Annotated in this window: 25 protein-coding genes; 14 read left to right on the top strand and 11 right to left on the bottom strand. The window is 73.0% G+C overall.

The genetic code is table 11. The annotated features are described in order from the left end of the window. Positions 1-13 precede the first annotated feature (13 nt). The 3 genes from DQ237_RS02845 to DQ237_RS02835 all read left to right on the top strand — a co-directional run bounded on the left by DQ237_RS02845 (position 14) and on the right by DQ237_RS02835 (position 2,676). The gene (locus DQ237_RS02845; RefSeq protein WP_113796866.1) at positions 14-382 is read left to right on the top strand and encodes a hypothetical protein; all 369 of its coding nucleotides are present in this window, start codon (positions 14-16) and stop codon (positions 380-382) included. A 105-nt stretch (positions 383-487) separates the two neighbouring features. Beyond that, on the top strand, positions 488-2,398 hold the full coding sequence (gene dxs, locus DQ237_RS02840) for a 1-deoxy-D-xylulose-5-phosphate synthase (protein ID WP_113796864.1): 1,911 nt from the start codon (positions 488-490) through the stop codon (positions 2,396-2,398). Further along, the gene (locus tag DQ237_RS02835) at positions 2,395-2,676 is read left to right on the top strand and encodes a thiamine-binding protein (protein WP_113796862.1); all 282 of its coding nucleotides are present in this window, start codon (positions 2,395-2,397) and stop codon (positions 2,674-2,676) included. The genes dxs and DQ237_RS02835 overlap by 4 nt, the downstream gene beginning before the upstream one ends. A gap of 185 nt (positions 2,677-2,861) precedes the next feature. Here DQ237_RS02835 and DQ237_RS02830 read toward each other — a convergent pair whose 3' ends face one another. Then, the gene (locus DQ237_RS02830) at positions 2,862-4,961 is read right to left on the bottom strand and encodes a 3-hydroxyacyl-CoA dehydrogenase NAD-binding domain-containing protein (protein ID WP_113796860.1); all 2,100 of its coding nucleotides are present in this window, start codon (positions 4,959-4,961) and stop codon (positions 2,862-2,864) included. Continuing rightward, a complete protein-coding gene (locus DQ237_RS02825; protein WP_113796858.1) occupies positions 4,958-6,160 on the bottom strand; it encodes a thiolase family protein in 1,203 nt (400 codons plus the stop codon). The genes DQ237_RS02830 and DQ237_RS02825 overlap by 4 nt, the downstream gene beginning before the upstream one ends. Positions 6,161-6,382: 222 nt before the next feature. Between DQ237_RS02825 and DQ237_RS02820 the strand changes: the two genes are divergently transcribed. From DQ237_RS02820 to DQ237_RS02810, 3 genes are all read left to right on the top strand, one after another. Continuing rightward, positions 6,383-7,465 carry a sugar ABC transporter substrate-binding protein gene (locus tag DQ237_RS02820; RefSeq protein WP_113796856.1) on the top strand — a complete coding sequence of 361 codons (1,083 nt, stop codon included), beginning with the start codon at positions 6,383-6,385 and terminating at the stop codon, positions 7,463-7,465. Between the two features lie 68 nt (positions 7,466-7,533). Next, positions 7,534-8,331, top strand: a complete 798-nt coding sequence (locus tag DQ237_RS02815) for an ATP-binding cassette domain-containing protein (RefSeq protein ID WP_240619351.1) — start codon at positions 7,534-7,536, stop codon at positions 8,329-8,331. After that, positions 8,331-9,605 carry a sugar ABC transporter permease gene (locus DQ237_RS02810; RefSeq protein ID WP_113796854.1) on the top strand — a complete coding sequence of 425 codons (1,275 nt, stop codon included), beginning with the start codon at positions 8,331-8,333 and terminating at the stop codon, positions 9,603-9,605. Before DQ237_RS02815 ends, DQ237_RS02810 begins: the two co-directional genes overlap by 1 nt. Positions 9,606-9,810: 205 nt before the next feature. Here DQ237_RS02810 and DQ237_RS02805 read toward each other — a convergent pair whose 3' ends face one another. Both DQ237_RS02805 and DQ237_RS02800 read right to left on the bottom strand, forming a co-directional pair. After that, positions 9,811-10,998 (bottom strand): HRDC domain-containing protein, encoded by a 1,188-nt coding sequence (locus DQ237_RS02805; protein ID WP_240619386.1) that lies wholly within the window; start codon positions 10,996-10,998, stop codon positions 9,811-9,813. 181 nt (positions 10,999-11,179) lie between these two features. Next, the gene (locus tag DQ237_RS02800; RefSeq protein WP_113796850.1) at positions 11,180-11,803 is read right to left on the bottom strand and encodes a DUF3000 domain-containing protein; all 624 of its coding nucleotides are present in this window, start codon (positions 11,801-11,803) and stop codon (positions 11,180-11,182) included. A 104-nt stretch (positions 11,804-11,907) separates the two neighbouring features. On the opposite strand from DQ237_RS02800, the gene hemE reads away from it, so the two are divergent. The 4 genes from hemE to hemQ all read left to right on the top strand — a co-directional run bounded on the left by hemE (position 11,908) and on the right by hemQ (position 15,330). Continuing rightward, positions 11,908-12,960: a uroporphyrinogen decarboxylase gene (hemE, locus tag DQ237_RS02795; protein WP_205730040.1), complete on the top strand. Its 1,053-nt coding sequence runs from the start codon at positions 11,908-11,910 to the stop codon at positions 12,958-12,960. Beyond that, positions 12,957-14,321, top strand: coding sequence for a protoporphyrinogen oxidase (hemG, locus tag DQ237_RS02790; protein WP_113796848.1), 1,365 nt, complete (start codon positions 12,957-12,959; stop codon positions 14,319-14,321). Before hemE ends, hemG begins: the two co-directional genes overlap by 4 nt. A gap of 50 nt (positions 14,322-14,371) precedes the next feature. After that, on the top strand, positions 14,372-14,527 hold the full coding sequence (locus DQ237_RS19565; protein ID WP_166509460.1) for a hypothetical protein: 156 nt from the start codon (positions 14,372-14,374) through the stop codon (positions 14,525-14,527). A gap of 86 nt (positions 14,528-14,613) precedes the next feature. Beyond that, positions 14,614-15,330: a hydrogen peroxide-dependent heme synthase gene (gene hemQ, locus DQ237_RS02785; RefSeq protein WP_113796846.1), complete on the top strand. Its 717-nt coding sequence runs from the start codon at positions 14,614-14,616 to the stop codon at positions 15,328-15,330. A 67-nt stretch (positions 15,331-15,397) separates the two neighbouring features. Here the strand turns inward: hemQ and msrB are convergent, their stop codons facing one another. Continuing rightward, positions 15,398-15,814 (bottom strand): peptide-methionine (R)-S-oxide reductase MsrB, encoded by a 417-nt coding sequence (msrB, locus tag DQ237_RS02780; RefSeq protein ID WP_113796844.1) that lies wholly within the window; start codon positions 15,812-15,814, stop codon positions 15,398-15,400. An 82-nt stretch (positions 15,815-15,896) separates the two neighbouring features. Between msrB and DQ237_RS02775 the strand changes: the two genes are divergently transcribed. Beyond that, positions 15,897-16,355 (top strand): hypothetical protein, encoded by a 459-nt coding sequence (locus DQ237_RS02775; RefSeq protein WP_240619350.1) that lies wholly within the window; start codon positions 15,897-15,899, stop codon positions 16,353-16,355. Positions 16,356-16,418: 63 nt separating this feature from the next. On the opposite strand, the gene DQ237_RS02770 is transcribed toward DQ237_RS02775, so the two are convergent. Beyond that, complete coding sequence (locus DQ237_RS02770) at positions 16,419-16,622, bottom strand: cold-shock protein (protein WP_040339721.1); 204 nt, start codon at positions 16,620-16,622, stop codon at positions 16,419-16,421. 145 nt (positions 16,623-16,767) lie between these two features. Next, the gene (locus tag DQ237_RS02765) at positions 16,768-17,175 is read right to left on the bottom strand and encodes a hypothetical protein (protein ID WP_113796840.1); all 408 of its coding nucleotides are present in this window, start codon (positions 17,173-17,175) and stop codon (positions 16,768-16,770) included. A 252-nt stretch (positions 17,176-17,427) separates the two neighbouring features. Here DQ237_RS02765 and DQ237_RS02760 point away from each other — a divergent pair, with 252 nt between their 5' ends. Continuing rightward, positions 17,428-17,676, top strand: coding sequence for a hypothetical protein (locus DQ237_RS02760; protein WP_113796838.1), 249 nt, complete (start codon positions 17,428-17,430; stop codon positions 17,674-17,676). 238 nt (positions 17,677-17,914) lie between these two features. Beyond that, a complete protein-coding gene (locus DQ237_RS02755) occupies positions 17,915-18,475 on the top strand; it encodes a PilZ domain-containing protein (RefSeq protein ID WP_147251724.1) in 561 nt (186 codons plus the stop codon). A gap of 10 nt (positions 18,476-18,485) precedes the next feature. Here DQ237_RS02755 and DQ237_RS02750 read toward each other — a convergent pair whose 3' ends face one another. The 4 genes from DQ237_RS02750 to DQ237_RS02735 form a co-directional block, all read right to left on the bottom strand. Beyond that, positions 18,486-19,550, bottom strand: a complete 1,065-nt coding sequence (locus DQ237_RS02750) for a DNA polymerase domain-containing protein (protein ID WP_113796834.1) — start codon at positions 19,548-19,550, stop codon at positions 18,486-18,488. 23 nt (positions 19,551-19,573) lie between these two features. Next, on the bottom strand, positions 19,574-21,133 hold the full coding sequence (locus DQ237_RS02745) for an alpha/beta hydrolase (RefSeq protein ID WP_113797455.1): 1,560 nt from the start codon (positions 21,131-21,133) through the stop codon (positions 19,574-19,576). Between the two features lie 85 nt (positions 21,134-21,218). Further along, positions 21,219-22,286 carry an ATP-dependent DNA ligase gene (locus DQ237_RS02740; protein WP_113796832.1) on the bottom strand — a complete coding sequence of 356 codons (1,068 nt, stop codon included), beginning with the start codon at positions 22,284-22,286 and terminating at the stop codon, positions 21,219-21,221. 86 nt (positions 22,287-22,372) lie between these two features. Further along, a complete protein-coding gene (locus DQ237_RS02735; RefSeq protein ID WP_369832190.1) occupies positions 22,373-23,878 on the bottom strand; it encodes a fibronectin type III domain-containing protein in 1,506 nt (501 codons plus the stop codon). Between DQ237_RS02735 and DQ237_RS20570 the strand changes: the two genes are divergently transcribed. Further along, positions 23,814-24,032 (top strand): hypothetical protein, encoded by a 219-nt coding sequence (locus DQ237_RS20570; RefSeq protein ID WP_369832192.1) that lies wholly within the window; start codon positions 23,814-23,816, stop codon positions 24,030-24,032. The genes DQ237_RS02735 and DQ237_RS20570 overlap by 65 nt on opposite strands. Positions 24,033-24,065: the final 33 nt, after the last annotated feature.

The raw sequence follows: 24,065 nt of genomic DNA, 5'->3' as shown, positions 1-24,065 counted from the left end.
GCAGAATGGTGCGGTGGACGCGACGGTGCCGCCGGGCTGGCCGGAGGAGGTGCGCCCGCCGGGCGCGCCGGACTGGGAGCGCACCGCCGTCGGCTGGCTGTTCGACCTCGTGCCGCCGGACTACCGCGCGCACGAGGTGCTCCGTCGCTATCCCGTGCTGCTCGCCCGCTTCGCCGGTGACCACGTCGCCGCAGGGCTGGAGGCGGCGCGAGCCGGATGGCGGACGGTCCGCGTCGAGCTGGCCGACCAGCTGCCGGCCGAGGCCATCGAGGCCGCCATCGCCGCATACGAGCGCGAGGGCGCCCGGCTGGCTGCAGCGGCCCGGGGTGTGGAGGTCGTCGGAGGAGCGCTGCGCGGCGAGCGGTGGGTGCCCCGGCTCTGACCGAGCGATCTTGCTCACCGGGGCACGGGCGCCGTCCGCGACTACAGTGGGCCGGCGGCCCGCAACCGGGTCGCGCTGCCCATGGAGAGAGGACACCGCCGAGCCGTGCCGCTCCTGCGATCGCTCCGAGGCCCGGAGGACCTGAGAGCCCTCCCCGCCGAGCAGCTGCCCGCCCTCGCGGCGGAGATCCGTGACGCGCTGGTCACCAGCGTGGCGAAGACCGGTGGCCACCTCGGCCCCAACCTGGGCTGCGTCGAGCTGACCATCGCCCTGCACCGCGTGTTCGACTCGCCCCGCGAGCCGATCGTCTTCGACACCGGCCACCAGTCCTACGTGCACAAGATGCTGACCGGCCGCGTCGAGGGCTTCGAGCGGCTGCGCCAGCGCGGCGGGCTCTCCGGCTACCCGAGTCGCGCGGAGAGCGAGCACGACTGGGTGGAGAACAGCCACGCGTCGACCTCGCTGTCCTACGCCGACGGGCTGGCCAAGGCTTATTCGATCCGCGGTGACAAGCGGCCGGTCGTCGCCGTGATCGGCGACGGCGCGCTCACCGGCGGCATGGCCTGGGAGGCGCTGAACAACATCGCCGCAGCCCAGGACCGGCCCGTGGTCATCGTCGTCAACGACAACGGCCGCTCGTACTCGCCGACCATCGGTGGGGTGGCCGACGCGCTGGCCACCCTGCGCCTGCGCCCCGGCTACGAGAACGCGCTGCTGCAGGTGCGCCAGGCGCTGCACAAGGCCCCGGTGGTCGGTTCCGCGCTCTACGACGCGCTGCACGCGATCAAGAAGGGCCTCAAGGACGTCCTGTCGCCGCAGGGCATGTTCGAGGATCTCGGCATGAAGTACGTCGGGCCGGTCGACGGGCACGACATCGAGGTCATGGAGTCCGCGCTGCGCCGGGCGCGGTCGTTCGGCGGGCCGGTCATCGTGCACGCCGTCACCACCAAGGGCTTCGGCTACCCGCCGGCCGAGACCGACCAGATCGACGCCTGGCACGCCACCGGCGTGTTCGACCCCGACAGCGGCGCCAGCGTGGCCGCTGCCCGGGATTGGACGACGGCGTTCTCCGACGAGCTGGTGCGGATCGGCGTCGAGCGCTCCGACGTCGTCGCGATCACCGCCGCCATGCTGCACCCGACGGGGCTGGCGGCGTTCGCCGAGCGGTTCCCGGAGCGCACCTTCGACGTCGGCATCGCCGAGCAGCACGCGCTGACCTCCGCTGCGGGCCTCGCCATGGGCGGGCTGCACCCCGTGGTCGCCGTGTACTCCACGTTCCTCAACCGGGCCTTCGACCAGCTGCTGATGGACGTCGCCCTGCACCGGCAGCCGGTGACGGTGGTGCTCGACCGCGCTGGGGTGACCGGTACCGACGGCGCCTCGCACAACGGCATGTGGGACATGTCGATCCTGTCGGTGGTGCCCGGCATCCGGCTGGCCGCGCCGCGGGACGAGCCGACCCTGCGCGAGGCGTTGCGCGAGTCGGTCGAGGTCACCGACGGGCCTACGGTCGTCCGCTTCCCCAAGGGCGCGCCGCCGGTCGACATCCCGGCGCTGGAGCGGCATGGCCCGGTGGACGTGCTGCGCCGCGACGACCGTCGGGACGTGCTGCTGGTCGCCGTCGGCTCGATGGTGCCGATGTGCCTGGCCGCCGCCGAGCGGGCCGCAGATCACGGCATCGGGGTCACCGTCGTCGACCCGCGGTGGGTGCTGCCGGTGGCACCGGAGCTGCTCGACCTCGCCGCCGGTTACCGGCTCGTGGTCACCGTCGAGGACGGCGGCCGGGCCGGGGGAGTGGGCACGACCCTCACCCAGGCGCTGCAGGACCGCGGCGTCGACGTGCCGGTGCGGTCGATGGGCCTCCCGCAGCAGTTCTTCGACCACGGCAGCCGCGGGCAGGTGCTCGCTGACGCCGGGCTCACCGAGCAGGACGTCGCCCGCCGGATCGCCGAGTGGTCGGCGAAGCTCGGCGAGCGCACGGACAACCACGTGGTGGAGCGCGCGGAGCAGTCGTGATCGCCGAGATCCAGGTCGCGCCCTCGCCGGCCGGTACGCCCGACGACCCGCACGCCTTCGTGGAGGCCGCGGTCGCGGTGATCCAGGCGTCCGGGCTGCGCTACGAGGTCGGCGCGCTGGGGACGACGCTCGAGGGTGAGCCCGACGAGGTGTGGGCCACGCTGCGGGCCGCGCACGAGGCGATGCTGGCCGCCGGCGCGACGTCGGGGATCTCGCACGTCAAGATCGCCTCGGTGCACAGCACGATGGAGAGCCTCACCCGCAAGTTCCGGCAATGACACCGTCGTCCTCCGGACGACACCGCGGCCACGTGCCGTCTCCCGCGCCGCGGAGCCGCTGCGTCGTCCCTGCGCGGGACCCCTCCGGGCCCCACTCGGGCCGACAGGTGCCTTCTCCCGGTGAACGACGAACGGCCCGGCTCCCTCGACGCTGAGGGAGCCGGGCCGTCGTCCGTGCGGGGCGGCTACGCGGGGAGCGAGGCCACACCCTTCGGCAGGAACCGGGAGCCGGTCACGCGCTCCGAGACACCGGTGCGGTCCAGGTAGGCGGTGATGCCACCCAGCCAGAACGGCCAGCCCGCGCCCAGGATCATGCACAGGTCGATGTCCTGCGCGGCCTGCACGACGCCTTCGTCCAGCATCAGCCGGATCTCCTGCGCCAGGGCCTCGACCGCACGGTCGTGCACCTGCTGCTCGGTGAGCGGGGAGTCGCCGGCGAAGGCGTCCACGAGCTCGGGGTCGACGACGCCCGGCTCGGAGAACACGCTCGCCTTGCCCAGCTCGACGACCTTGCGCAGGCCCTCGCCGACGGCGAACCGGTCGGGGAACGCCTCGTGCATGCGCTCGGCCACGTGCAGCGCGACCGCGGGACCGACGAGCGAGAGCAGCTCGAACGGCGTCATCGGCAGGCCCAGCGGGTCGAGGGCGCGCTCGGCCACCTCGACCGGCGTGCCCTGCTCCACGGCCGCCGTGACCTCGCCCAGGAAGCGGGTGAGGAGCCGGTTGACCACGAACGCCGGGGCGTCCGCGACCAGCACGCAGCTCTTCTTCAGCGACTTGCCGACGGCGAAGGCGGTGGCCAGCGACGCGTCGTCGGTCTGCTCGGCGCGCACGACCTCCAGCAGCGGGAGGACCGCGACCGGGTTGAAGAAGTGCAGGCCCACCACGCGCTCGGGGTGCTCGAGCTTGGAGGCCATCTCGGTCACCGACAGCGCGGAGGTGTTGGTGGCCAGCACGCACTCGGGCGAGACGATCGCCTCGACCTCGCGGAACACCTGCTGCTTGACCGACATCTCCTCGAACACGGCCTCGATGACGAGGTCGGCGTCGGCGAAGACGTCCTTGGACAGCGAGCCGGTGACCAGGGCCTTGAGCTGGTTGAGCTTGTCCTGGTTCAGCCGGCCGCGCAGGGCCAGCTTGTCCAGCTCGCCGTGCACGTAGGCCACGCCCTTGTCCACGCGGGCCTGGTCGATGTCGGTCAGCACGACCGGCACCTTCAGCTGCCGCACGAACAGCATCGCCAGCTGCGAGGCCATGAGCCCCGCACCCACGACGCCGACCTTGGTGACCTTGCGGGCCAGCGACTTGTCCGGCGCGCCGGCCGGCCGCTTGGCCCGCTTGTTCACCAGGTCGAACGAGTAGAGCGAGGCCCGCAGCGGGTCGCTCATCAGCAGCTCGGTGAGCGCGTCGTCCTCGGCGGCGGTGCCGGCGGTGAAGGCCTCGCCCTCGACGCCGGCCTTCGCCAGCTCGAGCAGGTCTACCGAGCGGACGGCGCCGGGGGAGGCGTTCCGGGTGCGGGCCGCGACGACGCCGCGGGCACGGGTGATCGCCTCGTCCCACGCCGCACGGTCGACCTCGGGACGGTCCACCGTGACCGAGCCGCCGAGGACGCTGACGGCCCACTCGAGCGACCGCTCGAGGAAGTCGGCCGGCTCGAAGAGCGCGTCGGCGATGCCGAGCTTGGCGGCCTTGGGCGCCGGGGTCATCTTGTTCTGGGCCAGCGCGTTCTCGACGATGACCGTGACGGCGGCGTCGATGCCGATCAGGTTCGGCAGCAGCTGCGTGCCGCCCCAGCCGGGGACCAGCCCGAGGAAGGCCTCGGGGAAGGCGACGGCGGCACCGCCGCTGATGGTCCGGTAGTGGCAGTGCAGCGCCAGCTCCAGGCCGCCGCCGAGGGCCACGCCGTTGACGAAGGCGAACGTCGGGACCGACGAGTCCTTCAGCCGGCGGAACACCCGGTGGCCGGTCTCGGCGATCTCGCGGGCGGCCGACGCGTCGGTCACCGACGGGACCCCGGAGAGGTCCGCGCCGACGGCGAAGATGAACGGCTTGCCGGTCACGCCGATCGCCGCCGGGGCGGGGGAGTGGGCGGCGATCTCGTCCAGAGCGGCGTCCAGCGAGGCCAGCCCGCCCGGGCCGAAGGTCGACGGACGGGTGTGGTCGTGCCCGTTGTCGATGGTGATCAGGGCGAACTCGCCCGAGAGGCCGGGGAGGCTGAGGTACCGGACCTTGGCCTCGGTGACGACCTCGTTCTCGAACGTCGCCTTCCCTTGGGTGCTGGTCACTTGTCGCCCTCCCAGTTGGGGTTCTCCCAGATGACGGTGGCGCCCATGCCCAGGCCGACGCACATGGCGGTGAGGCCGTAGCGGACATCGGGCCGCTCGGCGAACTGCCGCGACAGCTGGGTCATTAGACGGACGCCGGAGGAGGCCAGCGGGTGGCCGACGGCGATGGCGCCGCCCCACGGGTTGACGCGCTCGTCGTCGTCGGCGATGCCGAAGTGGTCGAGGAAGGCCAGCACCTGGATGGCGAAGGCCTCGTTCAGCTCGAACAGGCCGATGTCCTCGATGGACAGGCCGGTGCGGGCCAGCGCCTTCTCGGTCGAGGGGACCGGGCCGATGCCCATGACCTCGGGCTCCACGCCGGCGAAGCCGTAGCCCACCAGGCGCATCCCGATGTTCAGGCCCAGCTCCTGGGCGACGTCCTCGGCGGCGAGCAGGCAGCCGGTGGCGCCGTCGTTGAGGCCCGCGGCGTTGCCGGCGGTCACGTGCCCGTGCGGGCGGAACGGCGTCTTCAGCGTGCCCAGACCCTCGAGGGTGGTCTGCGGCCGCGGCGGCTCGTCGACGGTCGCGACGCCCCAGCCGTTCTCGGCCGAGCGGGTCGCCATCGTCACCTGCTCCGGGCCGATCTGCCCGTTGGCGACGGCCTTGGCGTACTTCTGCTGGCTGGCCAGCGCGAACGCGTCGGCCCGCTCCTTGGTCAGGTGCGGGAACCGGTCGTGCAGGTTCTCCGCGGTGGAGCCCATGACCAGCGCGGAGGGGTCGACCAGCTTCTCGCTGACGATCCGCGGGTTGGGGTCCACGCCCTCGCCCATGGGGTGCTTGCCCATGTGCTCGACACCGCCGGCGATGGCGACGTCGTAGGCACCGAAGGCGATCCCCGAGGCGGTGGTGGTCACCGCGGTCATGGCGCCGGCGCACATGCGGTCGATGGAGTAGCCCGGAACGGTCTTGGGCAGGCCGGCCAGGAGCGCGGCCGTGCGGCCCAGGGTCAGGCCCTGGTCGCCGATCTGGGTGGTGGCGGCGATGGCCACCTCGTCGACGCGGTCGGCGGGCAGCTCCGGGTTGCGGCGCAGCAGCTCGCGGATGCAGCGCACGACCAGGTCGTCGGCGCGCGTCTCGGCGTAGATGCCCTTCGGACCGGCCTTGCCGAAGGGGGTGCGCACGCCGTCGACGAAGACGACCTCACGCAGCGAGCGGGACATGTGACCTCCGCGGGAATTCGGTACCGGCCCGGCAGGGCCCGGCGGCGTCCAAGTTACCCGTCGGTAACCCGAGCGGCCAAGGGCGGTGCGGCACCCGTTCGAGTTGGTCTCGGATCACGGTCCGGCAACGGGGACGGGCTGTGGTTGCCACCACGGCGAAGGGGCGCGCAAGATGTGCCGCCGGAATTTCTCTGTAACCCCAACGAAATGGCAGGTCCCCTCATGGTGCGACGGCGCGCAATGACGACGGCGATCGCCGCTGGTCTGGTCTTCGGTCTGGCTGCGTGCGGCGGCGACTCGGACAAGGGCGGCGACAACGGTGGCGGCGGCTCCGCCGAAGGCAAGGTCGGCGTCATCCTCCCGGACACCGAGTCCTCCCCCCGCTGGGAGAGCGCGGACCGCCCGCTGCTCGAGGCCGCCTTCAAGGAGGCCGGCGTCGACTACGTGATCCAGAACGCCGAGGGCGACGCCCAGCGCATGGCCACGATCGCCGAGCAGATGGTCACCGAGGGCGTCACCGTCCTGGCGATCGTCAACCTGGACTCCGCCTCGGGCGCGCAGATCCAGGAGCAGGCCGCCTCCCAGGGCGTCTCCACGATCGACTACGACCGCCTCACCCTCGGCGGCTCGGCGGAGTACTACGTCTCCTTCGACAACACCGAGGTCGGCCGCCTGCAGGGCCAGGGCCTGGCCGACTGCCTCGGCGACAAGCCGGCGAACATCGCCTACCTCAACGGCTCGCCCGACGACAACAACGCGACCCTCTTCGCCGACGGTGCGCACGAGGTCCTCGACAAGATGACCCAGTACACCAAGGTCGGCGAGCAGGCCGTCCCCGGCTGGGAGCCCGACCAGGCCGCGACGATTTTCGAGCAGATGTACACCCAGAACGGCGGCAACATCCAGGGTGTGCTCGCGGCCAACGACACGCTCGGCAACGCCGTCATCCAGATCCTGGCCCGCAACGGCCAGAAGGGTGTCCCGGTCACCGGCCAGGACGCGTCGGTCGAGGGTCTGCAGAACATCCTCGCCGGCAACCAGTGCATGACGGTCTACAAGTCGGCGAAGGAGGAGGCCAACGCCCTCGCCAAGCTGGCCATCGCCCTGATCAACGGTGAGGACGCCGACACCAACGGCGAGTCCGAGGACACCGAGGGCAACCGCAAGGTGCCGTCGGTCCTGCTCGACCCGGTGAGCATCACCCGCGAGAACGTCAAGGACGTCGTGGACGACGGTCAGGTCACCGCCGAGGAGCTGTGCACCGGCGAGTTCGCCGCCGCCTGCACCGAGCTCGGCATCAAGTAACCCCTACCGTCGGGGCGCCCTCCGAATCCGGAGGGCGCCCCGTTCGGCTTTTCCAGAGAGGAAGCCTCGTGAGCGTGCCGCAGCCGGAGGACGGGACCCCGATCCTCGAGCTCCGCGGCGTCGACAAGAGCTTCGGCGCCATCCAGGTCCTCCACGGTGTGGACCTCAAGGTCTACCCCGGCAAGGTCACCGCGCTCGTCGGTGACAACGGTGCCGGCAAGAGCACGCTGATCAAGTCGATCGCGGGCATCCATCCGATCGACGGCGGCCAGATCCTGTTCGACGGCAAGCCCGTCGACATCTCCGGGCCGCGCGACTCCGCCGCGCTCGGCATCGAGGTCGTCTACCAGGACCTCGCGCTCGCCGACAACCTCGACGTCGTCCAGAACATGTTCCTTGGCCGCGAGCGCAAGCGGGGCATCCTCCTCGACGAGGCCTCCATGGAGCAGGCGGCCCGCGACACCCTCGCGAAGCTCTCGGTACGGACGCTGAAGTCGGTGCGCCAGCTGGTGTCCAGCCTCTCCGGCGGGCAGCGGCAGACGGTCGCCATCGCCAAGGCGGTCCTCTGGGAGTCCAAGGTCGTCATCCTCGACGAGCCGACCGCCGCCCTGGGTGTCGCCCAGACCCGGCAGGTCCTCGACCTGGTCCGCCGACTGGCCGACACCGGGCACGCCGTCGTGTTCATCTCCCACAACATGGTCGACGTCTTCGAGGTCGCCGACCGCGTCGCCGCTCTCTACCTGGGGCGGGTGGCCGCCGACGTGCCGATCAGCACCGTCGACCGCCCGCAGGTCATCGAACTCATCACCGCGGGCCGCTCCGGCGATCTCGGCATCGCTCCCGCCGTCGCCGAGGGGGTCATCTGATGACCGGTTCCACCACCGTCCAGCAGGGCGGCAACGCACCCGCCGGGTTCGAGAACGACCGGTCCGAGGACTCGGTCGCCGGCGTCGTCCGCGGCTACGTCAACAAGATCAAGGGCGGCGACCTCGGTGCGCTGCCGGCGGTCCTCGGCATCGTCGCGCTGACGATCTTCTTCTTCGCGCTGCGGCCCGAGACCTTCCTCAAGCCGATCAACATCGCCAACCTGCTGGTGCAGGCCGCGCCCATCACGCTGCTCGCGATGGGTCTGGTCTTCATCCTGCTGCTCGGCGACATCGACCTGTCCGCCGGTGTCGTCAGCGGCGTGTGCGCGGCGGTCATGGCCCAGCTGCTCGCCGAGCAGGGCGCGCCCTGGTACGTCGCCGTGCTGGGAGCGATCGTCGCCGGGGCCCTCATCGGCCTGTTCACCGGCATCCTGGTCGGGCTGGTCGGGATCCCGTCCTTCGTCGTCACGCTGGCGCTGTTCCTCGGCTTCCAGGGCGTGACGCTGTGGATCATCGGTCAGGGCGGCACGGTGTCGGTGCGCGACCCGGTCGTCCGCGCCCTCACCAACGACTTCATGCCGGTCGGCCTCGGGTGGGCGCTCGCGGTCGCGGTGATCGTGCTGTACGCCGCGCTGCAGCTGAACCGCTGGCGGGTGCAGAAGGCGCGAGGGTTGGCGCGCGCGCCGCTGGCCATCGTGGCCGCGCGCATCGCCGTCATCGCGGTCGTCGTCATCGGCGTCACCGCCATCCTCAGCGTCGACCGTGCGCTCTCGGCGGCCATCGAGCTGAAGGGCATCCCCTACGCGGTGCCGCTGGTGATCCTGCTGCTCCTCGTGCTGACCTTCGTGCTCGGCCGGACGTCGTTCGGCCGGCACGTGTACGCGGTGGGCGGCAACGCCGAGGCCGCTCGGCGCGCGGGCATCAACGTCACCCGGATCCGGGTGCTGGTGTTCGTGATCTCCTCGTCGATGGCCGCGATCAGCGGCATCGTCGCGGCGGCACGGCTCAGCTCGGTCACGGCGGCCTCAGGCGGCGGCAACACGCTGCTCTACGCCGTGGGCGCCGCGGTCATCGGTGGCACCAGCCTCTTCGGAGGTCGGGGCCGGGTACGCGACGCCGTCCTCGGTGGCCTGGTCGTGGCGATCATCGCCAACGGTCTCGGGCTGCTGGGCGTCGAGGCGTACCTGAACTTCATCATCACCGGTGGCGTGCTGCTGCTCGCCGCGAGCGTCGACGCGCTGGCCCGGCGTCGGGCGGCCGCGACCGGTCACTGACCCCTGTCGCCCGCCGTGCACCGGCCGGCGGGCGGCAGGTGCTCACCCCCGACGGGGCGTCGTCCACGCGGACGGCGCCCCGTCTGCGTCCCCGGCCTCAGGTCAGCGCGGTGCGCAGCACGTGGACGGCGTCGCCCGGCACCGCGCGGATGCAGCGGAGCTCACCGGCCAGCCGGCGCGGCCGCGGTGCGACCCCTGCGCCACCTCAGGCGCGGTTGGCGGCGTCGGTGAGCAGGTCGGCGGTGAGCTCGATCTGCCACTCCCGAGCGCCGCCGGCGCGCAGTGCGGCCTCGACGCCGGCGCGGTCGCGCGGCTCCGGCGGGCTCCACATGATCCGGCGGACCAGGTCGGGGGAGAGGATGTTCTCGACCGGCATGTCGTCGTACTTGGCCTTGAGCTCGGCGAGCCCCGCGCGGGCGACCTGCAGGCGGGTCGCGGCGGCCGGATCGCGGTCGGCCCAGCGGTTCGCCGCCGGTGGGCCGTCTCCGGGACGGCTGCGGAGCGGGAGCTGGTCCTCGGGCACGGCCTTGCCCCGGGCCAGCGCGTCGAACCAGTGCCGCACGAGCCGGCGGTTGGCCCGGCCCCGGAAGACCGGCAGCTCGAGCAGGGCACCCTCGTTCTTGGGGTCGGCCTGGACGGCCGCGACCATGGCGGCGTCGGGCAGCACCCGACCGGGGGCGATGTCCCGCTTGCGGGCCAGCTCGTCGCGGGCCTCCCAGATGGCCCGCAGCATGGCCAGCTGGCGGCGGCCCAGACCCTGCAGGCCCGACGTCCGCCGCCACGGGTCCTGCTTGGGCGCGGGCGGCCCGGCAGCGAGGATCGCCTCGAACTCCTGCCGGGCCCACTCCGTCTTGCCCTGCTCCTCGAGGATCGCCGCCAGCGCATCGCGCAGGTCGACGAGCACCTCGACGTCGAGCGCCGCGTAGACCAGCCACTCCTCGGGCAGCGGCCGGGTGCTCCAGTCGGCGGCGGAGTGGCCCTTGACCAGGGAGTAACCCAGCAGCGACTCCACGACGGCGCCGAGGCCGACGCGCGGCAGGCCCGCGAGCCGGGCCGCGAGCTCGGTGTCGAAGATGCGCGACGGCACCAGGCCGATCTCCGCCAGGCAGGGAAGGTCCTGGCTGGCCGCGTGCAGCACCCACTCGGCGTCGGCGATCGCGTCCTGCAGTACCGACAGGTCCGGCAGCGGGATCGGGTCCAGCAGCCCGGTGCCCGCCCCCTGGCGCCGCAGCTGCACGAGGTAGGCCTTCTGCCCGTAGCGGTAGCCGGAGGCGCGCTCGGCGTCGACCGCGACCGGGCCGGTGCCGCCCCGCAGGGCCTCGGCGTACTCGACCAGCTGGGTGGAGGTCTCGATGACCGGCGGCAGACCGTCGCGGGGTGCGAGGAGCGGGATCGCCGTCGGAGCGTCGTCCTGCTCCGGCTGGGGAGTGGGGTCGGTGCTCAGTTGCCGTCCACCTTCTGCCGGTCCTCGTGTCGGTCGGCCGGCGCCCGGCCGGACCCCTGCGGGCCGACCGCAGGATCCGAGGGGGAGAGCACCGGCTGCGCGGGCTCGTGCCCGTCGTGCCGGTTCGATGTTAGAGAGTGTCGCTGCCCACCCGGTCGGAGGGACCCAGCAGCCGGACCCCGGGCGGGGGCAGTCCGGCGGCGTTGCCGAGCACCTCGAGCCAGGCCTGGAGGTGCCTGCCCAGGTCGGTGTCCTCGGCGGTCCAGGAGGCGCGCATCTCGACGTCGACCGAGTGCTCGGGGCCGGCGAGCTCCCCGAACCGGGTCGACGCGGTCCGCGTCACGGTGCCCCCGACCGTATGGCGTCCGGCGCCGCTCTCGTCGAGGGCGTCGGTGAGCCAGCTCCAGGCGACCTCGGAGAACATCGTGTCGTCGACCAGTTGCTCGTCGGTCGCCGCCGACAGGTAGCCGACGCAGCGCATGGTGCCGTGCCAGGCCTCGTGGCCCTCGGGGTCGAACAGGACGATGAAGCGCGCGCTGGCGATGTCCTCGTCGTCGTCGTCCGGGTCGGCGACGTTGGCGCCGATCGCGTGGGCGAACGGCGCCAGCCGCTGCGGCGCGGGGATGTGCTCGAGCTCGATCTCCGGCCGGGCGCGGACCGCGGCCAGGGAGTCCAGGGCCGCGCGGAAGGCCTCCGGGACGTCGGCGACGTCTCCCGAGGCGTGCCCGGCCTCGGGCAGGCTGCGCGGCTCCACGAGCGCAGAGTAGGCCGGGTTCCGGCGTGAGGGCGCAGACGCGCCGCATGTCCACCCGACGCGCCGGGGCGCGGCCTGTGCGGCGTCTGGGAGGATCGACCCTCGTGAGTCCCGCTCCCGCGTCGGCGTCCCCGGCCGATTCCGATCTCGTCCGTGCCGCCCGCGGCCTCCCGGTCAGCCGCACCCCCGTGTGGTTCATGCGCCAGGCCGGTCGCTCCCTGCCGGAGTACCGGGCCCTGCGCGAGGGCACGAAGATGCTCGACGCCTGCCAGGATCCGGACCTGATCACCGAGATCACGCTGCAGCCGGTCCGCCGGCACGGGGTCGACGCGGCGATCTTCTTCTCCGACATCGTGCTGCCGCTGGTGGTGGCCGGGGTCGACATCGAGATCAAGCCGGGCATCGGACCGGTCGTGGCGAACCCCGTCCGCACCGTGGCCGACGTCGACGCACTGCCAGACCTCGAGCCCGGGCAGCTCGGATTCCTCGAGGAGGCGGTGCGGCGGCTCGTCGCCGAGCTCGGTGCGACACCGCTCATCGGTTTCGCCGGCGCGCCGTTCACCCTGGCCACCTACCTGATCGAGGGCGGCCCCTCCAAGGAGCACGCGCGCACCAAGGCGTTCATGTACGCCGAGCCGGAGGCGTGGTCGCGGCTGCTGCAGAAGCTGTCGGTCTCCTCCGCGACGTTCCTGCGCACGCAGGTGGACGCCGGTGCGTCGGCGGTCCAGCTGTTCGACTCGTGGGCCGGTGTGCTGTCCGCCGCCGACTACGCCGAGCGGGTGCTGCCGCACTCCCGGGCGGTCTTCGACGGGCTGGGCGAGCGCGACGTGCCCCGCATCCACTTCGGCGTGGGCACCGGCGAGCTGCTGCCGCTGATCGGCGACGCCGGTGCCGACGTCGTGGGCGTGGACTGGCGTGTCCCGCTGGACGAGGCGGCCCGCCGCGTCGGCCCCGGCCGCTCGCTGCAGGGCAACCTCGATCCCGCCGTCCTGCTGGCCGACCGGGAGACCGTGGACCGCGAGGTCCGCCGCGTGGTGGCGCAGGCGAAGGCGGCCCGCGGGCACATCTTCAACCTCGGGCACGGCGTCCTGCCGGAGACCGACCCCGACGTGCTCACCCACGTCGTCGAGCTGGTCCACGAGCTCACCACCGCATGACCCGCCGGCTGGTCGTCATCGGCGCCGGGATCACCGGCCTTGCCGCCGCCTTCGAGTGGCGGCGTCGTCGTCCGGACGACGAGATCGTCGTGCTGGAGGCGGGCGACCGGATCGGTGGCAAGCTCCATCGCATCCAGCTGGCCGGGCACTGGTACGACACCGGCCCGGAGGCGATGCTGGCCCGGGTTCCCGAGGCCGTGGGGCTGGTCGAGGCGCTCGGTCTCGGGGAGCACCTGGTCGCGCCGGCCACCACCCAGGCCTCGGTCGTGCTGCCCGAGGGGCGCTTCCCGCTGCCGGCGGGCACGGTCCTCGGGGTCCCGGCGTCCGCGGAGGGCCTGGACGGGTTCCTCTCGCCTGCGGGCGTGGACCGGGTGCGTGCGGAGCGGGAGCTCCCGCCGCTCGCGGTCGACGGCGACGTCGCCGTCGGGCGGCTGCTGCGCGAGCGGCTCGGCGACGAGGTGGTCGACCGGCTGGTGGAGCCCCTGCTCGGCGGGGTGTACGCCGGCCGGGCCGACGAGCTCTCGCTGCAGGCGACGATGCCGCAGCTGTTCGCACACCTGGGTGAGGGTTCGGTGCTCGCGGCTGCCGCGGCGGCCCGGGACGCCGGCACCCGTAGCCGGGGCGACGCGGACGGCCCGGTGTTCATGACCGTGGACGAGGGCATCGGCTCGCTGCCCGCCGCACTGGTGGCCGCCGCCCGCGTCGAGGTGCGGCTGCGCACCCCCGCGCACGCGATCCGGCGCACCGGCTCCGGCTTCGCGGTCTCGACCGGTCAGGTCGCGGCCCCGGAGGTGCTCTCGGCCGACGCCGTCCTGGTGGCGGCGCCGGCGGGCAAGGCGGCTCGGCTCCTCGGTGGGGTGGCGCCGGGGGCGGTGCAGCCGCTGCAGGGCATCCCGTACGCCTCGATGGCGGTCGTTGCCATGGCCTTCCCCGCCCAGGACGTCGGCGCCGGCTCCGGGCTGCTCGTGCCGCCGGTGACCGGCCGGCTGGTCAAGGGCGTGACCGTCTCCTCGTCCAAGTGGCCGCACCTCGGTGACGACGTGCTCCTGGTGCGCTCCTCGGTGGGCCGCTTCCGGGACGAGTCGGAGCTGCAGCGCACGGACGAGGACCTCGCCGCTGCGGTCGTCGCCGACGTCGCCGAGCTGCTGGGGCTGGCCCGGCCGGAGCCGGTCGAGACCGCGGTCGTGCGGTGGGGCGGGGGACTGCCGCAGTACCTGGTCGGCCACCAGGGGCGCGTGGACGCCGTGCGCACGGCCGTCGGAGAGGTGCCGGGTCTGGGCATCGCGGGCGCGGCGTTCGCCGGGGTGGGCGTGCCCGCCTGCATCCGCGACGCCTCCCGAGCCGTCGACGCGCTGCTGTGACCCTCGACCGACCCGGGCATCACCGCAGCGCCCGTGGCGTTGGAAGCCGGGTGAGCACCACGTACCACCCGAACAAGAAGAGCACCTCCGCCGTACTCGACCGCTGCCTCCGCCACCACGTCTGGATGGCCGCCTGCGCGGACTGCCGCACCGTGCACGCCCGCCCGAACGACCAAGCCGAGGGGTCGGGCGGCCCCGCCACCTGACCGCCCCGTAGCCGCTGGGCGCCGTCCCGCGGAGGATCACAGACCCTCACCGCCGCCGGGCGGCCCGACCGCGCGACAATGGGCGCATGAGCGAGCAGGTGGAGGAACGCAGCATCGGCAAGCGGGCGAACGAGCTGAACGCCAGCATCCGCTACACCATGTGGTCGGTGTTCAAGCTCGCGCAGCCCTTCGGTGACGAGCAGCGCGGAACCGAGGCCGACGAGGCCGCGGCGCTGGTCGAGGAGCTCGCCGGCAAGGACGTCGTCGTCCGCGGGACGTACGACGTCAGCGGCCTGCGGGCCGACGCCGACCTCATGGTCTGGTGGCACTCGTCGTCGGCCGAGGCGCTGCAGGAGGCCTACACGCGGCTGCGCCGCACCGCCCTGGGCCGTCGTCTGGAGCCGGTGTGGTCGCAGATGGCGCTGCACCGCCCGGCGGAGTTCAACCGCAGCCACATCCCGGCGTTCCTCGCCGACGAGGAGCCGCGCCGCTTCGTCTGCGTGTACCCGTTCGTGCGTTCCTACGAGTGGTACCTGCTGCCCGACGAGGAGCGACGGGACATGCTGAAGGAGCACGGGATGCAGGCGCGCCCGTACCCCGACGTGCGAGCGAACACGGTGGCCTCGTTCGGTCTGGGTGACTACGAGTGGATGCTGGCCTTCGAGGCCGACGAGCTGCACCGCATCGTCGACCTGATGCGCGACCTGCGGGCCAGCCGCGCCCGGAGGCACGTGCGCGAGGAGGTGCCGTTCTACACCGGCACCCGCAAGGCGATCGCCGAGCTGGTCCGAGACCTGCCCTGACAGCACCCGCACACGCCTGAGGGCGGCTACCGAGCGATCGGTAGCCGCCCTCAGGCGTACGAGCGGCCTACTCCGCCGGCTGGAGCCGGATGGACACGGAGTTGATGCAGTAGCGGTCGCCGGTGGGCGTCTGCGGGGCGTCGTCGAACAGGTGGCCCAGGTGGCTGTGGCAGGACGCGCACAGCACCTCGGTGCGGATCATCCCGTAGCTGCGGTCCTCGCGGAGGACGACGTTGTCCTCGGCCGAGGCCTCGTAGAAGGACGGCCAGCCGCAGTGCGAGTCGAACTTCGTCTCGGAGCGGAAGAGCTCGGCGCCGCAGGCGCGGCACTCGTAGACGCCGACGGTCTTGGTGTCGACGTACTCACCGGTCCAGGCCCGCTCGGTCCCGGCCTGGCGGAGCACCGCGTACTCCTCGGGGGACAGCTGCGCGCGCCACTCCTCGTCGGTCTTGCTGACCTGGGGCTGCGATGCGGAGGTGGTCATGCCTCCACGGTACGGCGGCTCCGCCACCCCGTCCGGGGGACCGCCCGGGCGGGTGACCGGGGCGGACGGGGAGACTGGGGTGGTGACGAGCTCTCCGCTGCCCGATGCCTGGTTCACCCGCGACCTCCCGGTGCTGCGGGCCATCGCCCGGCTGGTCGACGGGCCGGAGCACGGCGGCTCCCCCTATGTGCTGGGGGCGGTGGTGCCGGCCAGCGGCCTGCCGAAGGCCGAGGTGGTCGCAGCGGCCAAGGCGCTGGCGTCGGCGGGCTACATCGAGCCGCTCACCAACCACGCGGGCGACATCGTGCGCATCACCGCGATCTCGGCGGAAGCGCGTCGGCTGGCCGGGCTCTGGCCGACGCCGCAGGGGGAGTGGGACCGGCTGCTCGACCAGCTCACCGCTCGCGCGGAGAACGCGCCCACCGACGTGGAGCGCGCCCGCTGGCAGGCGTTCGCGGATGCGGCGCGGGCGGTCGGCCCTGACGCGGGTGCGCTGCTGATGCAGTCGCTGGTCGGCGGGTACGTGCCGCGCGCCCGCTGACCCGGGAAAGGACAGCGCCCCCGCCCGGAAGTTCCGGACGGGGGCGCTGGACTGATCAGAAGATCAGAGGGGGGTCACGTTCGCAGCCTGCGGGCCCTTCTGGCCCTGCTCGATGTCGAACGCGATGCGCTGGCCCTCGTCGAGCGAGCGGTACCCGCTGGTCTGGATGGCCGAGTAGTGGACGAACACGTCCGGTCCGCCACCGTCAGGGGTGGCGAAGCCGAACCCCTTCTCCGCGTTGAACCACTTGACAGTTCCTTCGGGCATTGCTCGCTCCTAGCTGAGGTTGTGCATCGGGGTCCTGCCATAGCGCAGGGCCTTCCCGACCCCCCAACCCTAGCCAAAGATCGCCAGAAGGGAACACGCTGCCGCACAACTGTGACCTGCGACTCTTCCTGGTGCGGGTGACGCCTCACAGCAGGTGGCCGGGCTCCTCGGGGAAGGACGGCGCCACGCGGCGCCGGCTGCGGCCGTAGGCGCCGACCGAGTAGGTGCTGCCGGGGCGGGGCGGGGACGCCGGAACCGCAGGCAGGGAGGGGGGCTCCGGCCGCCAGGAGCGCACGCCGATCGGCCCCCCGGGGGCCAGCTCGACCGGCCGGCCGTTCTCCCAGCGCAGGACAAGCCGCGGTCCGTAGCGTTCCGCGCCCAGCTTCAGCGCGAGGAGGACGGCGCACATCACGGACACGGTCAGGAACGCGTCGGTCACGGCGGTCGCCACGTCCAGCGCCGTGATCCGCGGCCAGCCGACGGACTCCAGTGACTGGCCGACCATCTCGATGACGACGTACAGCACGCCGTACACCAGCAGCCAGACCTTCACGTCAACTCTCCTCCGTTGGAACCCCTGTCCTGCATCGGTCCCGGCCGGACGGGGCTGGAGCGGCCGGGGCGCCGGTGCAGGGTGCTCTCACCCCGAGGGGTGAGCCGGCGCCTCCGGCGAGCCGTACGGGTCCGCCGTGGCGGTCCTTGCGGATTTCCTGCGGTTCTCTCGGCGCCACCGTGCGCCTAGGACTGCACGGTGGTGGAGCCGGACGGATCCGGCGTACCGAGCAACTCACCCAGGAGAACCACCATGAGCCCCGCAGCCGCCCGCAACGCCGTCGTCGACTCCGCCACCGCGACCGGTCAGGGCGTGCTGCTGCGCGACATCGAGGACCTGCACGACGCCGACCTGGACCTCCTCATGGCCGACCGGCTGGCCGAGTCGGCCGTCGCGCTGCGCGCGGCGGTGGCGGCGGCGACCCTGGCGCTGGAGGTCGCGGGACCTGCCGCGCTGGTCGCGCACTCGTTCGGGTCAGGGGCCCGCCGGCTCGCCTCCTGACTCGTCGAGCGGCATCGGGGGTCACCCCCGAGGGGCACAACGGCTCCGGTTGCGCGCACTACTCCCGGCGACCTGGCGATATACGGAACCGAGGGTGGCCGGTGCGTCGCCCGGGGGCGACCGGTCGGTCGTCCCCTTCCGTGTGCAGGTGGCGGACCCCGATGACCGAGAGCCCAACGCTGTCCGGCCGGAGGTGAGCACGTCGGCCGACGTCACGTCGGTGGCTCGCGGCATCAGCATGACCGCTTCGGTGGAGGTGTCGACCGAGTTCCTGATCGCCGTCCGTCCCGAGGGCGAGGGCACGGCGTGGAAGACCGCGGTCAAGTCCGGCGACCCGGTGGAGCTCTACTGGGTCGCCGGCTACGAGGAGCCCACCCTCCCGGCCACGATCGCCGCCGTCGACGACGACACCGCCGAGATCCTGTGGAACCTGCAGGCCACCGGACCGGCCGAGCGCAGCCAGCGCCGCCGGAGCGTGCGGGCGCGCGCGGAGCTCCCGGTCAGCTTGCCGTGGTCCGACGGGCTGCTCACCGGCCAGACCGTCGACCCCAGCGAGGCCGGGATGCGGGCCATCGTCGACGGCTGGGGCGTCCCGTCGGACAGCGGCACTCGCACCGAGGTCAGCATCGACCTGGACGACCGGCTGGTGCACGTGACCGGTGAGATCGTCCGGCAGAACATCCACGGCCCCCGGTGGCTGCTGTCGCTGAAGTTCCTCGACGTGCCGGAGGCCGACGGCGACGCGCTGCGCCGCCGGGTCTTCAAGGCGCTGCGGGACGAGCGGGCCAAGGACGAGTGACCGTGCCGGTTCAGCCCTCCGCAGGCGCCTTGCGCGCCCGGCTGGGCTGGACCCGCATCGGCTCCCCCGGCATCTTCGGGTAGTCCGGCGGATAGGGCAGGTCCCCCATACCGGCGTCGACCTCCTGCTTCTCCGCCAGCTCCAGCAGGCCCGTGATGTCGAAGGCGTGGTCGGCCAGGCCCGCGTGCTTGTCACCCGCCTCGCGGAACCGGGCCGGCATGGTGAGGACGTCGAAGTCGAACGGTGAGACGTCGGGCAGCTCGTCCCAGTCCACCGGTGCGGAGACGGGCGCGTGCGGTCTGGGTCGGATGGAGTAGGCGCTGGCGATCGTGCGGTCACGGGCCATCTGGTTGTAGTCGATGAAGATCTTCTCGCCGCGCTCCTCCTTCCACCACGACATCGTCACGCGGTCGGGGAGGCGGCGTTCCAGCTCGCGGCCGAAGGCGATCACCGCCCGGCGCACCTCCGTGAAGGTCCACCGCGGCTGGATCGGCACGTAGATGTGCACCCCGCGGCCGCCCGAGGTCTTCGGCCAGCCCCGCAGGCCGAACTCGGCGAGCAGCTCCCGCACGTGCGGGGCGACCCACACGGCGTCGGAGAAGTCGGTGCCCGGCTGCGGGTCCAGGTCGATGCGGATCTGGTTCGGGGACTCGACGTCGTCCCTGCCGACCGGCCACGGGTGGAACGTCAGCGTGCCGAGGTTGGCGCACCAGGCGACCACCGCGACCGAGTCGGGCGCGATCTCGTCGGCCGTCCGCCCGCTGGGGAACGTGATGTGCGCCGTCGGGACCCACGGCGGGGCGTTCTTGGGCACCCGCTTCTGGTAGAAGGCGTCGCCGGTGTTGTCCATCCGGGTGGAGAGGCGAGCGCCCTCGAACACCCCGCCGGGCCAGCGCTCGAGCGTCGTCGGCCGGTCCCGCAGGGCGAACAGGATGCCCTCGCCGACGCTGATGAAGTACTCGACGACGTCGATCTTCCGGATGCCCTTCTCCGCGAAGTAGGGCTTCTCCGGGTTGGACACCCGCACCTCGTGCCCGGCGACGTCGAGGACGACGGCGTCCTTGCTGCTGGCCATGTCGCTCCGCTCGCTCAGCCCGGTCAGGCCGGGCAGGTCAGCCCGTCCTGCGGTGCCACCAGGTCGATCAGGTACGCGTTCACGGCCGCGGTGATGCACTCGGTCTTGGGGTAGGCCGTGTGGCCCTGACCCTGCCAGGTGAGCAGCACGCCGGCCTGCAGGTCCTCCGCCATGTCCACGGCACCGGGCAGCGGCGTGACCGGGTCGCCCTGGTTGCCGACGACCAGGATCGGGGCGCTGCCGGCGGCGTCGCGCTCCGGCAGCGGGGTGCGGTCGGCGTCCCACACCGAGCAGGTGAACAGCCCGGCGGCCGAGCCGGCGCCGAAGAGCGGGTACTTCTGGCTCCACTGGGCCACCAGCTCGCGCACCTGACCCTCGTCGACCTCCTCGTCGGTGTCGGCGCAGTTGATGGCCAGGTTGGCGTCGAGAAGGTTGGAGTAGGACTTGTCCTCGAGGCGGCCGGTGAGCTCGTCGGCGAGGGAGAACAGCGCCTTCGAGTCGCCGTCCTTCGCCGCGCGGAGGCCCTGCGCCAGCTGCGGCCACGACGCGGTGTCGTACAGCGCTGCCTGCACGGCGGTGAGGACGACGCCCGGCGTCGCCTGTCGGGTCTCGCCCTCCACGCTGCTGGGGATCGGCGCCCCGGCCGCCTGGCCGAGCAGGTCCTCGAGGAAGCGGCGCGGGTCCTCGCCGAGCGGGCAGCCGGCGATGAGGCCCTTGCAGTTGTCGGCGAAGGCGTTGAACCCGGCCTCGAAGCCGGCGGCACTCGCCTCGGCGTCCTCGACCGCGCTGGAGTCGGGGTCCACCGCGGCGTCGAGCACCATGGCCCGCACCCGGTCAGGGAAGATCTCGGCGTAGGTGGAGCCCAGCGTGGTGCCGTAGGAGTACCCGAGGTAGGTCAGCTTCTCGTCGCCGAGGGACTTGCGCAGCTGCTCCATGTCGCGCGCGGTGTCCACGGTGTTGAAGGTGCCCAGCGCGTCCCCGTACTCCTTTCCGCAGTCGTCGGCCGCCTCGCGGGCCAGACCGAAGACGGTGTCGAGCTGCTCGGCCGTGGTCGGGCGCGGCTCGGCGGCCACCAGCCGGTCCTTGAGCTCGGCGGGGATGCACTCGACCGGCGTCGAGAGGCCGACGCCGCGGGGATCGAAACCGACGACGTCGAAGCGACGCAGCACGTCCTCGGGCAGGGTCAGGGCCAGGCCGATTGCGGCGTCGGCACCCGAACCGCCCGGGCCGCCCGGGTTGACGACGAGGGAGCCGATCCGCTCGGTCTGCCCGGCGAACTTCGCGCGCACGAGGAAGAGCGGCAGCGTGGCGCCGCCGGGCTCGTCGTAGCTGATCGGCACGTCGGTGCTGCCGCACTCGAAGAGGATGTCCCGGTCGCTGCCGGGCTGCCCCTCGATCAGCGGCTGGATCTGGGCGTCGCAGTCGCTCCACTCGATCGGCGCTGCCTCCACCTCGGTGGGCGTGGCGCTGGTGGCGGCCGGCTTCTCGGCGCTGTCGCCGAACGACGTGCAGCCGGCGAGTGCCAGGGGCAGGGCGAGCAGCACGCTGGACGCGACGGCCGGAAGGCCTCGGGGCAGACGCATGATCACGAGCCTAGGAGCCAGGGGCCGTCGGTGCAGGCGCTCGCTCCCGATCGGGCGACCTCCCCGGCGCCGTCGTGACCCGGCGTCAGCCGTCGAGCACCTCACCCAGGTCGTAGCGAACCGGCACGTCGAGCTGGTCGTACGTGCAGTCGCGGGGGTCCTTGTCCGGGCGCCAGCGCAGGAACTGGCCGGTGTGACGAAGTCGTCGCCCCTCGAGCTGGTCGTACTTTATCTCGACGACCAGCTCGGGGCGCAGCGGCACCCAGGACAGGTCCTTCTTCGCGTTCCAGCGGCTGACCGCCCCGGGCATCCGCTGCTCGCCGTCGGCCTGCACCTGGGCGTTCGCCCAGTCCTGCCACGGGTGGCCGTCGATCTCCTCGGCGCAGTAGGGCGCGAGCTCCTCGACCAGCTCGGCCCGGCGCTTCATGGGGAAGGACGCCGCGACGCCGATGTGCTGCAGCTCGCCGCCTTCGTACAGCCCCAGCAGGAGCGAGCCGACGATAGGTCCGCTCTTGTGCCAGCGGAACCCGGCGACGACGCAGTCGGCCGTGCGCACGTGCTTGACCTTGGTCATGAGCCGCTGGTCCGGGCCGTAGGGGAGGTCCGCGGCCTTCGCGACGACGCCGTCCAGCCCCGCCCCCTCGAAGGTCTCGAACCAGCGCTCGGCGGTGGCGGGGTCCCGGGTGACGCTGGTCAGGTAGATCGGCGGCTCGATGCCGGCCAGCGCCGTCTCCAGCCGGGCGCGGCGCTCGGCGAAGGGGGTCTCGACCAGCGCCTCGTCGCCGAGGGCGAGCAGGTCGAAGGCGACGAAGGAGGCCGGCGTCTGCTCGGCCAGCAGGTTGATCCGCGACTCGGCGGGGTGGATGCGCTGGAGCAGCGCCTCGAAGTGCAGCCGGTCGCCGCGCGGCACGATGATCTCGCCGTCGACGACGCAGCGCTCCGGCAGATGGGCCTTGACCGCGGCGACCACCTCGGGGAAGTAGCGCGTCAGCGGGCGCTCGTTGCGGCTGCCCAGCTCCACCTCGTCGCCGTCGCGGAAGACGATGCAGCGGAAGCCGTCCCACTTGGGCTCGTACAGGAAGTCGCCGACGGGCACCTTCGTCGCGGCCTTGGCCAGCATCGGCTTCACCGGCGGCTGCACGGGGAGATCCATGCCGGTCAGTCAAGCAGTCCCAGGTGGGCCGCACCGAGCCGGCGGCCACGGGGCCACCGGCTCGGTGCGGCGCTGCTCGGGTGCGGTCAGTCGTCCCGGGCGGCGGGCATCGACGTCCTCGCCCCGGCCGCCGCGCGCCGTCGCTGCGCGACGAGCAGCAGCCCGAGGCCCAGCGCCGTCAGCGCTATCCCGCCCGTGAGCGGAGCGGCGACGTCGGCGCCGGTGGAGGCGAGCGAGGAGCCGCGGCCGCGCGCTGCGGTCGCCGATCCGGCAGGACCCGTGCCCGATGCCTTCGAGACGGTGACCAGCATGCGCATGGAGTGCGTGGCGCCGGCCGGGTCGACCCCGTAGGCGACCAGGGTGTGCGTGCCGGCGGCGAGCTCCGGCGGCACCACCACGGGCTTGGCGAAGTTGCCGTTGCCGTCGGTGACGACCGTGCCGAGCACGACCGGGGTCGAGTAGATGGCGATGGTCGCGGTGGAGTGGGCCGCGAAGCCGGTCCCGAGCACGGTGAGCGCCTGGCCGGGGGAGACGACGCTGATCCGACCCTGGTCGGTGGTCAGCGTGAGCGGCGCGTCGGCCGGCGGGGCCGTGGCGATCTGCGGGGCGCGCACCGGCGTGGTCGAGGCCGAACCCGGTTGCCCGACCCGGCCGAGCGCGTCCACGGCCTGCACCGTCACCGTGTAGGCGACCCCCTCGACACCGCCGAGCACGCACGAGGTCGTGCTGGTCCGGCACGTCGCCCGGCCGGGGGAGGCGGTCACGAGGTAGTGGTCGACCGGACTCCCCGTCGTGGGCGGGGTCCAGGACACGTCGATCGACGACGTCCGCGCAGTGGCCAGCACCCCCGTCACGGGACCGGGTGAGCCGGCGGCCGGCGTGGCGGCGACGCCGGCCGAGGGGCCGGTGCCGACGGCGTTGGTCGCGGTGATGGCGAACGTGTAGGCCGTGCCATCGGTCAGACCCGTCACGGTGCAGGTCAGCGCGCCGGTCGTGGTGCAGGTCCCGCCGCCGGGGGCGGCCGTGACGCTGTACCCGGTGATGGGGGAGCCGCCGTCGTCGGCCGGAGCGGTCCAGGTGACCGTGACCTGCCGGCTGCCGGAGGTCGCCACGGGGGAGCGGGGGGCGGTCGGCGCGCTGGGCGCCGGGGTGACGGCGGTCGTGGCCGTCGACGCCGGCCCGGTCCCGGCCGAGTTGGTCGCCACGATCGAGAACGTGTACGCGGTGCCGTTGGTCAACCCGGTCACGGCGCAGGCCAGGGTGCTGGTGACGCAGGAGGCCCCGCCGGGCGACGCGGTCACGACGTAGCCGGTGATCGGGCTGCCCCCGTCGCTGGCCGGTGCGGTCCAGCTGACGGACGCGCGCGCGTTGCCCGCCACGGCGGTGGGTGTCCGTGGCGCGGTCGGGGGACCGGGGGCCGGCGTGACCGCCGTGGTCGCCGCGGACGCCGGGCCGGTTCCCACGGCGTTGGTGGCGGTGATGGCGAAGGTGTAGCTGGTCCCGTTGGTCAGGCCGGTCACGGTGCAGGTGAGCGCACCGGTGGTGGTGCAGGTCGCGCCGCCGGGAGAGGCGGTGACGGTGTACCCGGTGATCGCGCTACCGCCGTCGCTGGCCGGTGCGGTCCAGCTGACCGACGCGCTCGTGTGCCCGGCGGTGGCCGAGGGGTGCGCGGCGCTCCTGGCGCAGCGGCGGCGGCGGGGACCGCGGTGGCCGCGGGGCCGGTGCCGTTGGCGTTGGTGGCGGTGATGGCGAAGGTGTAGCTGGTCCCGTTGGTCAGGC

It is taken from the genome of Blastococcus sp. TF02-8, from assembly GCF_003319175.1.
Classification (GTDB): Bacteria; Actinomycetota; Actinomycetes; order Mycobacteriales; family Geodermatophilaceae; genus Blastococcus.
This window is presented reverse-complemented; position numbering and strand designations above follow the sequence as displayed.

What these genes read in the sequence shown, in the direction of transcription:
- DQ237_RS02825 (WP_113796858.1), bottom strand. Translation starts at nt 6,160, where the DNA reads ATGTCCCGCTCGCTGCGTGAGGTCGTCTTCGTCGACGGCGTGCGCACC.
- DQ237_RS02820 (WP_113796856.1), top strand. Translation starts at nt 6,383, where the DNA reads ATGGTGCGACGGCGCGCAATGACGACGGCGATCGCCGCTGGTCTGGTC.
- DQ237_RS02810 (WP_113796854.1), top strand. Translation starts at nt 8,331, where the DNA reads ATGACCGGTTCCACCACCGTCCAGCAGGGCGGCAACGCACCCGCCGGG.
- hemG (WP_113796848.1), top strand. Translation starts at nt 12,957, where the DNA reads ATGACCCGCCGGCTGGTCGTCATCGGCGCCGGGATCACCGGCCTTGCC.
- hemQ (WP_113796846.1), top strand. Translation starts at nt 14,614, where the DNA reads ATGAGCGAGCAGGTGGAGGAACGCAGCATCGGCAAGCGGGCGAACGAG.
- msrB (WP_113796844.1), bottom strand. Translation starts at nt 15,814, where the DNA reads ATGACCACCTCCGCATCGCAGCCCCAGGTCAGCAAGACCGACGAGGAG.
- DQ237_RS02770 (WP_040339721.1), bottom strand. Translation starts at nt 16,622, where the DNA reads ATGCCCGAAGGAACTGTCAAGTGGTTCAACGCGGAGAAGGGGTTCGGC.
- DQ237_RS02760 (WP_113796838.1), top strand. Translation starts at nt 17,428, where the DNA reads ATGAGCCCCGCAGCCGCCCGCAACGCCGTCGTCGACTCCGCCACCGCG.
- DQ237_RS02755 (WP_147251724.1), top strand. Translation starts at nt 17,915, where the DNA reads ATGACCGCTTCGGTGGAGGTGTCGACCGAGTTCCTGATCGCCGTCCGT.
- DQ237_RS02750 (WP_113796834.1), bottom strand. Translation starts at nt 19,550, where the DNA reads ATGGCCAGCAGCAAGGACGCCGTCGTCCTCGACGTCGCCGGGCACGAG.
- DQ237_RS02745 (WP_113797455.1), bottom strand. Translation starts at nt 21,133, where the DNA reads ATGCGTCTGCCCCGAGGCCTTCCGGCCGTCGCGTCCAGCGTGCTGCTC.
- DQ237_RS02740 (WP_113796832.1), bottom strand. Translation starts at nt 22,286, where the DNA reads ATGGATCTCCCCGTGCAGCCGCCGGTGAAGCCGATGCTGGCCAAGGCC.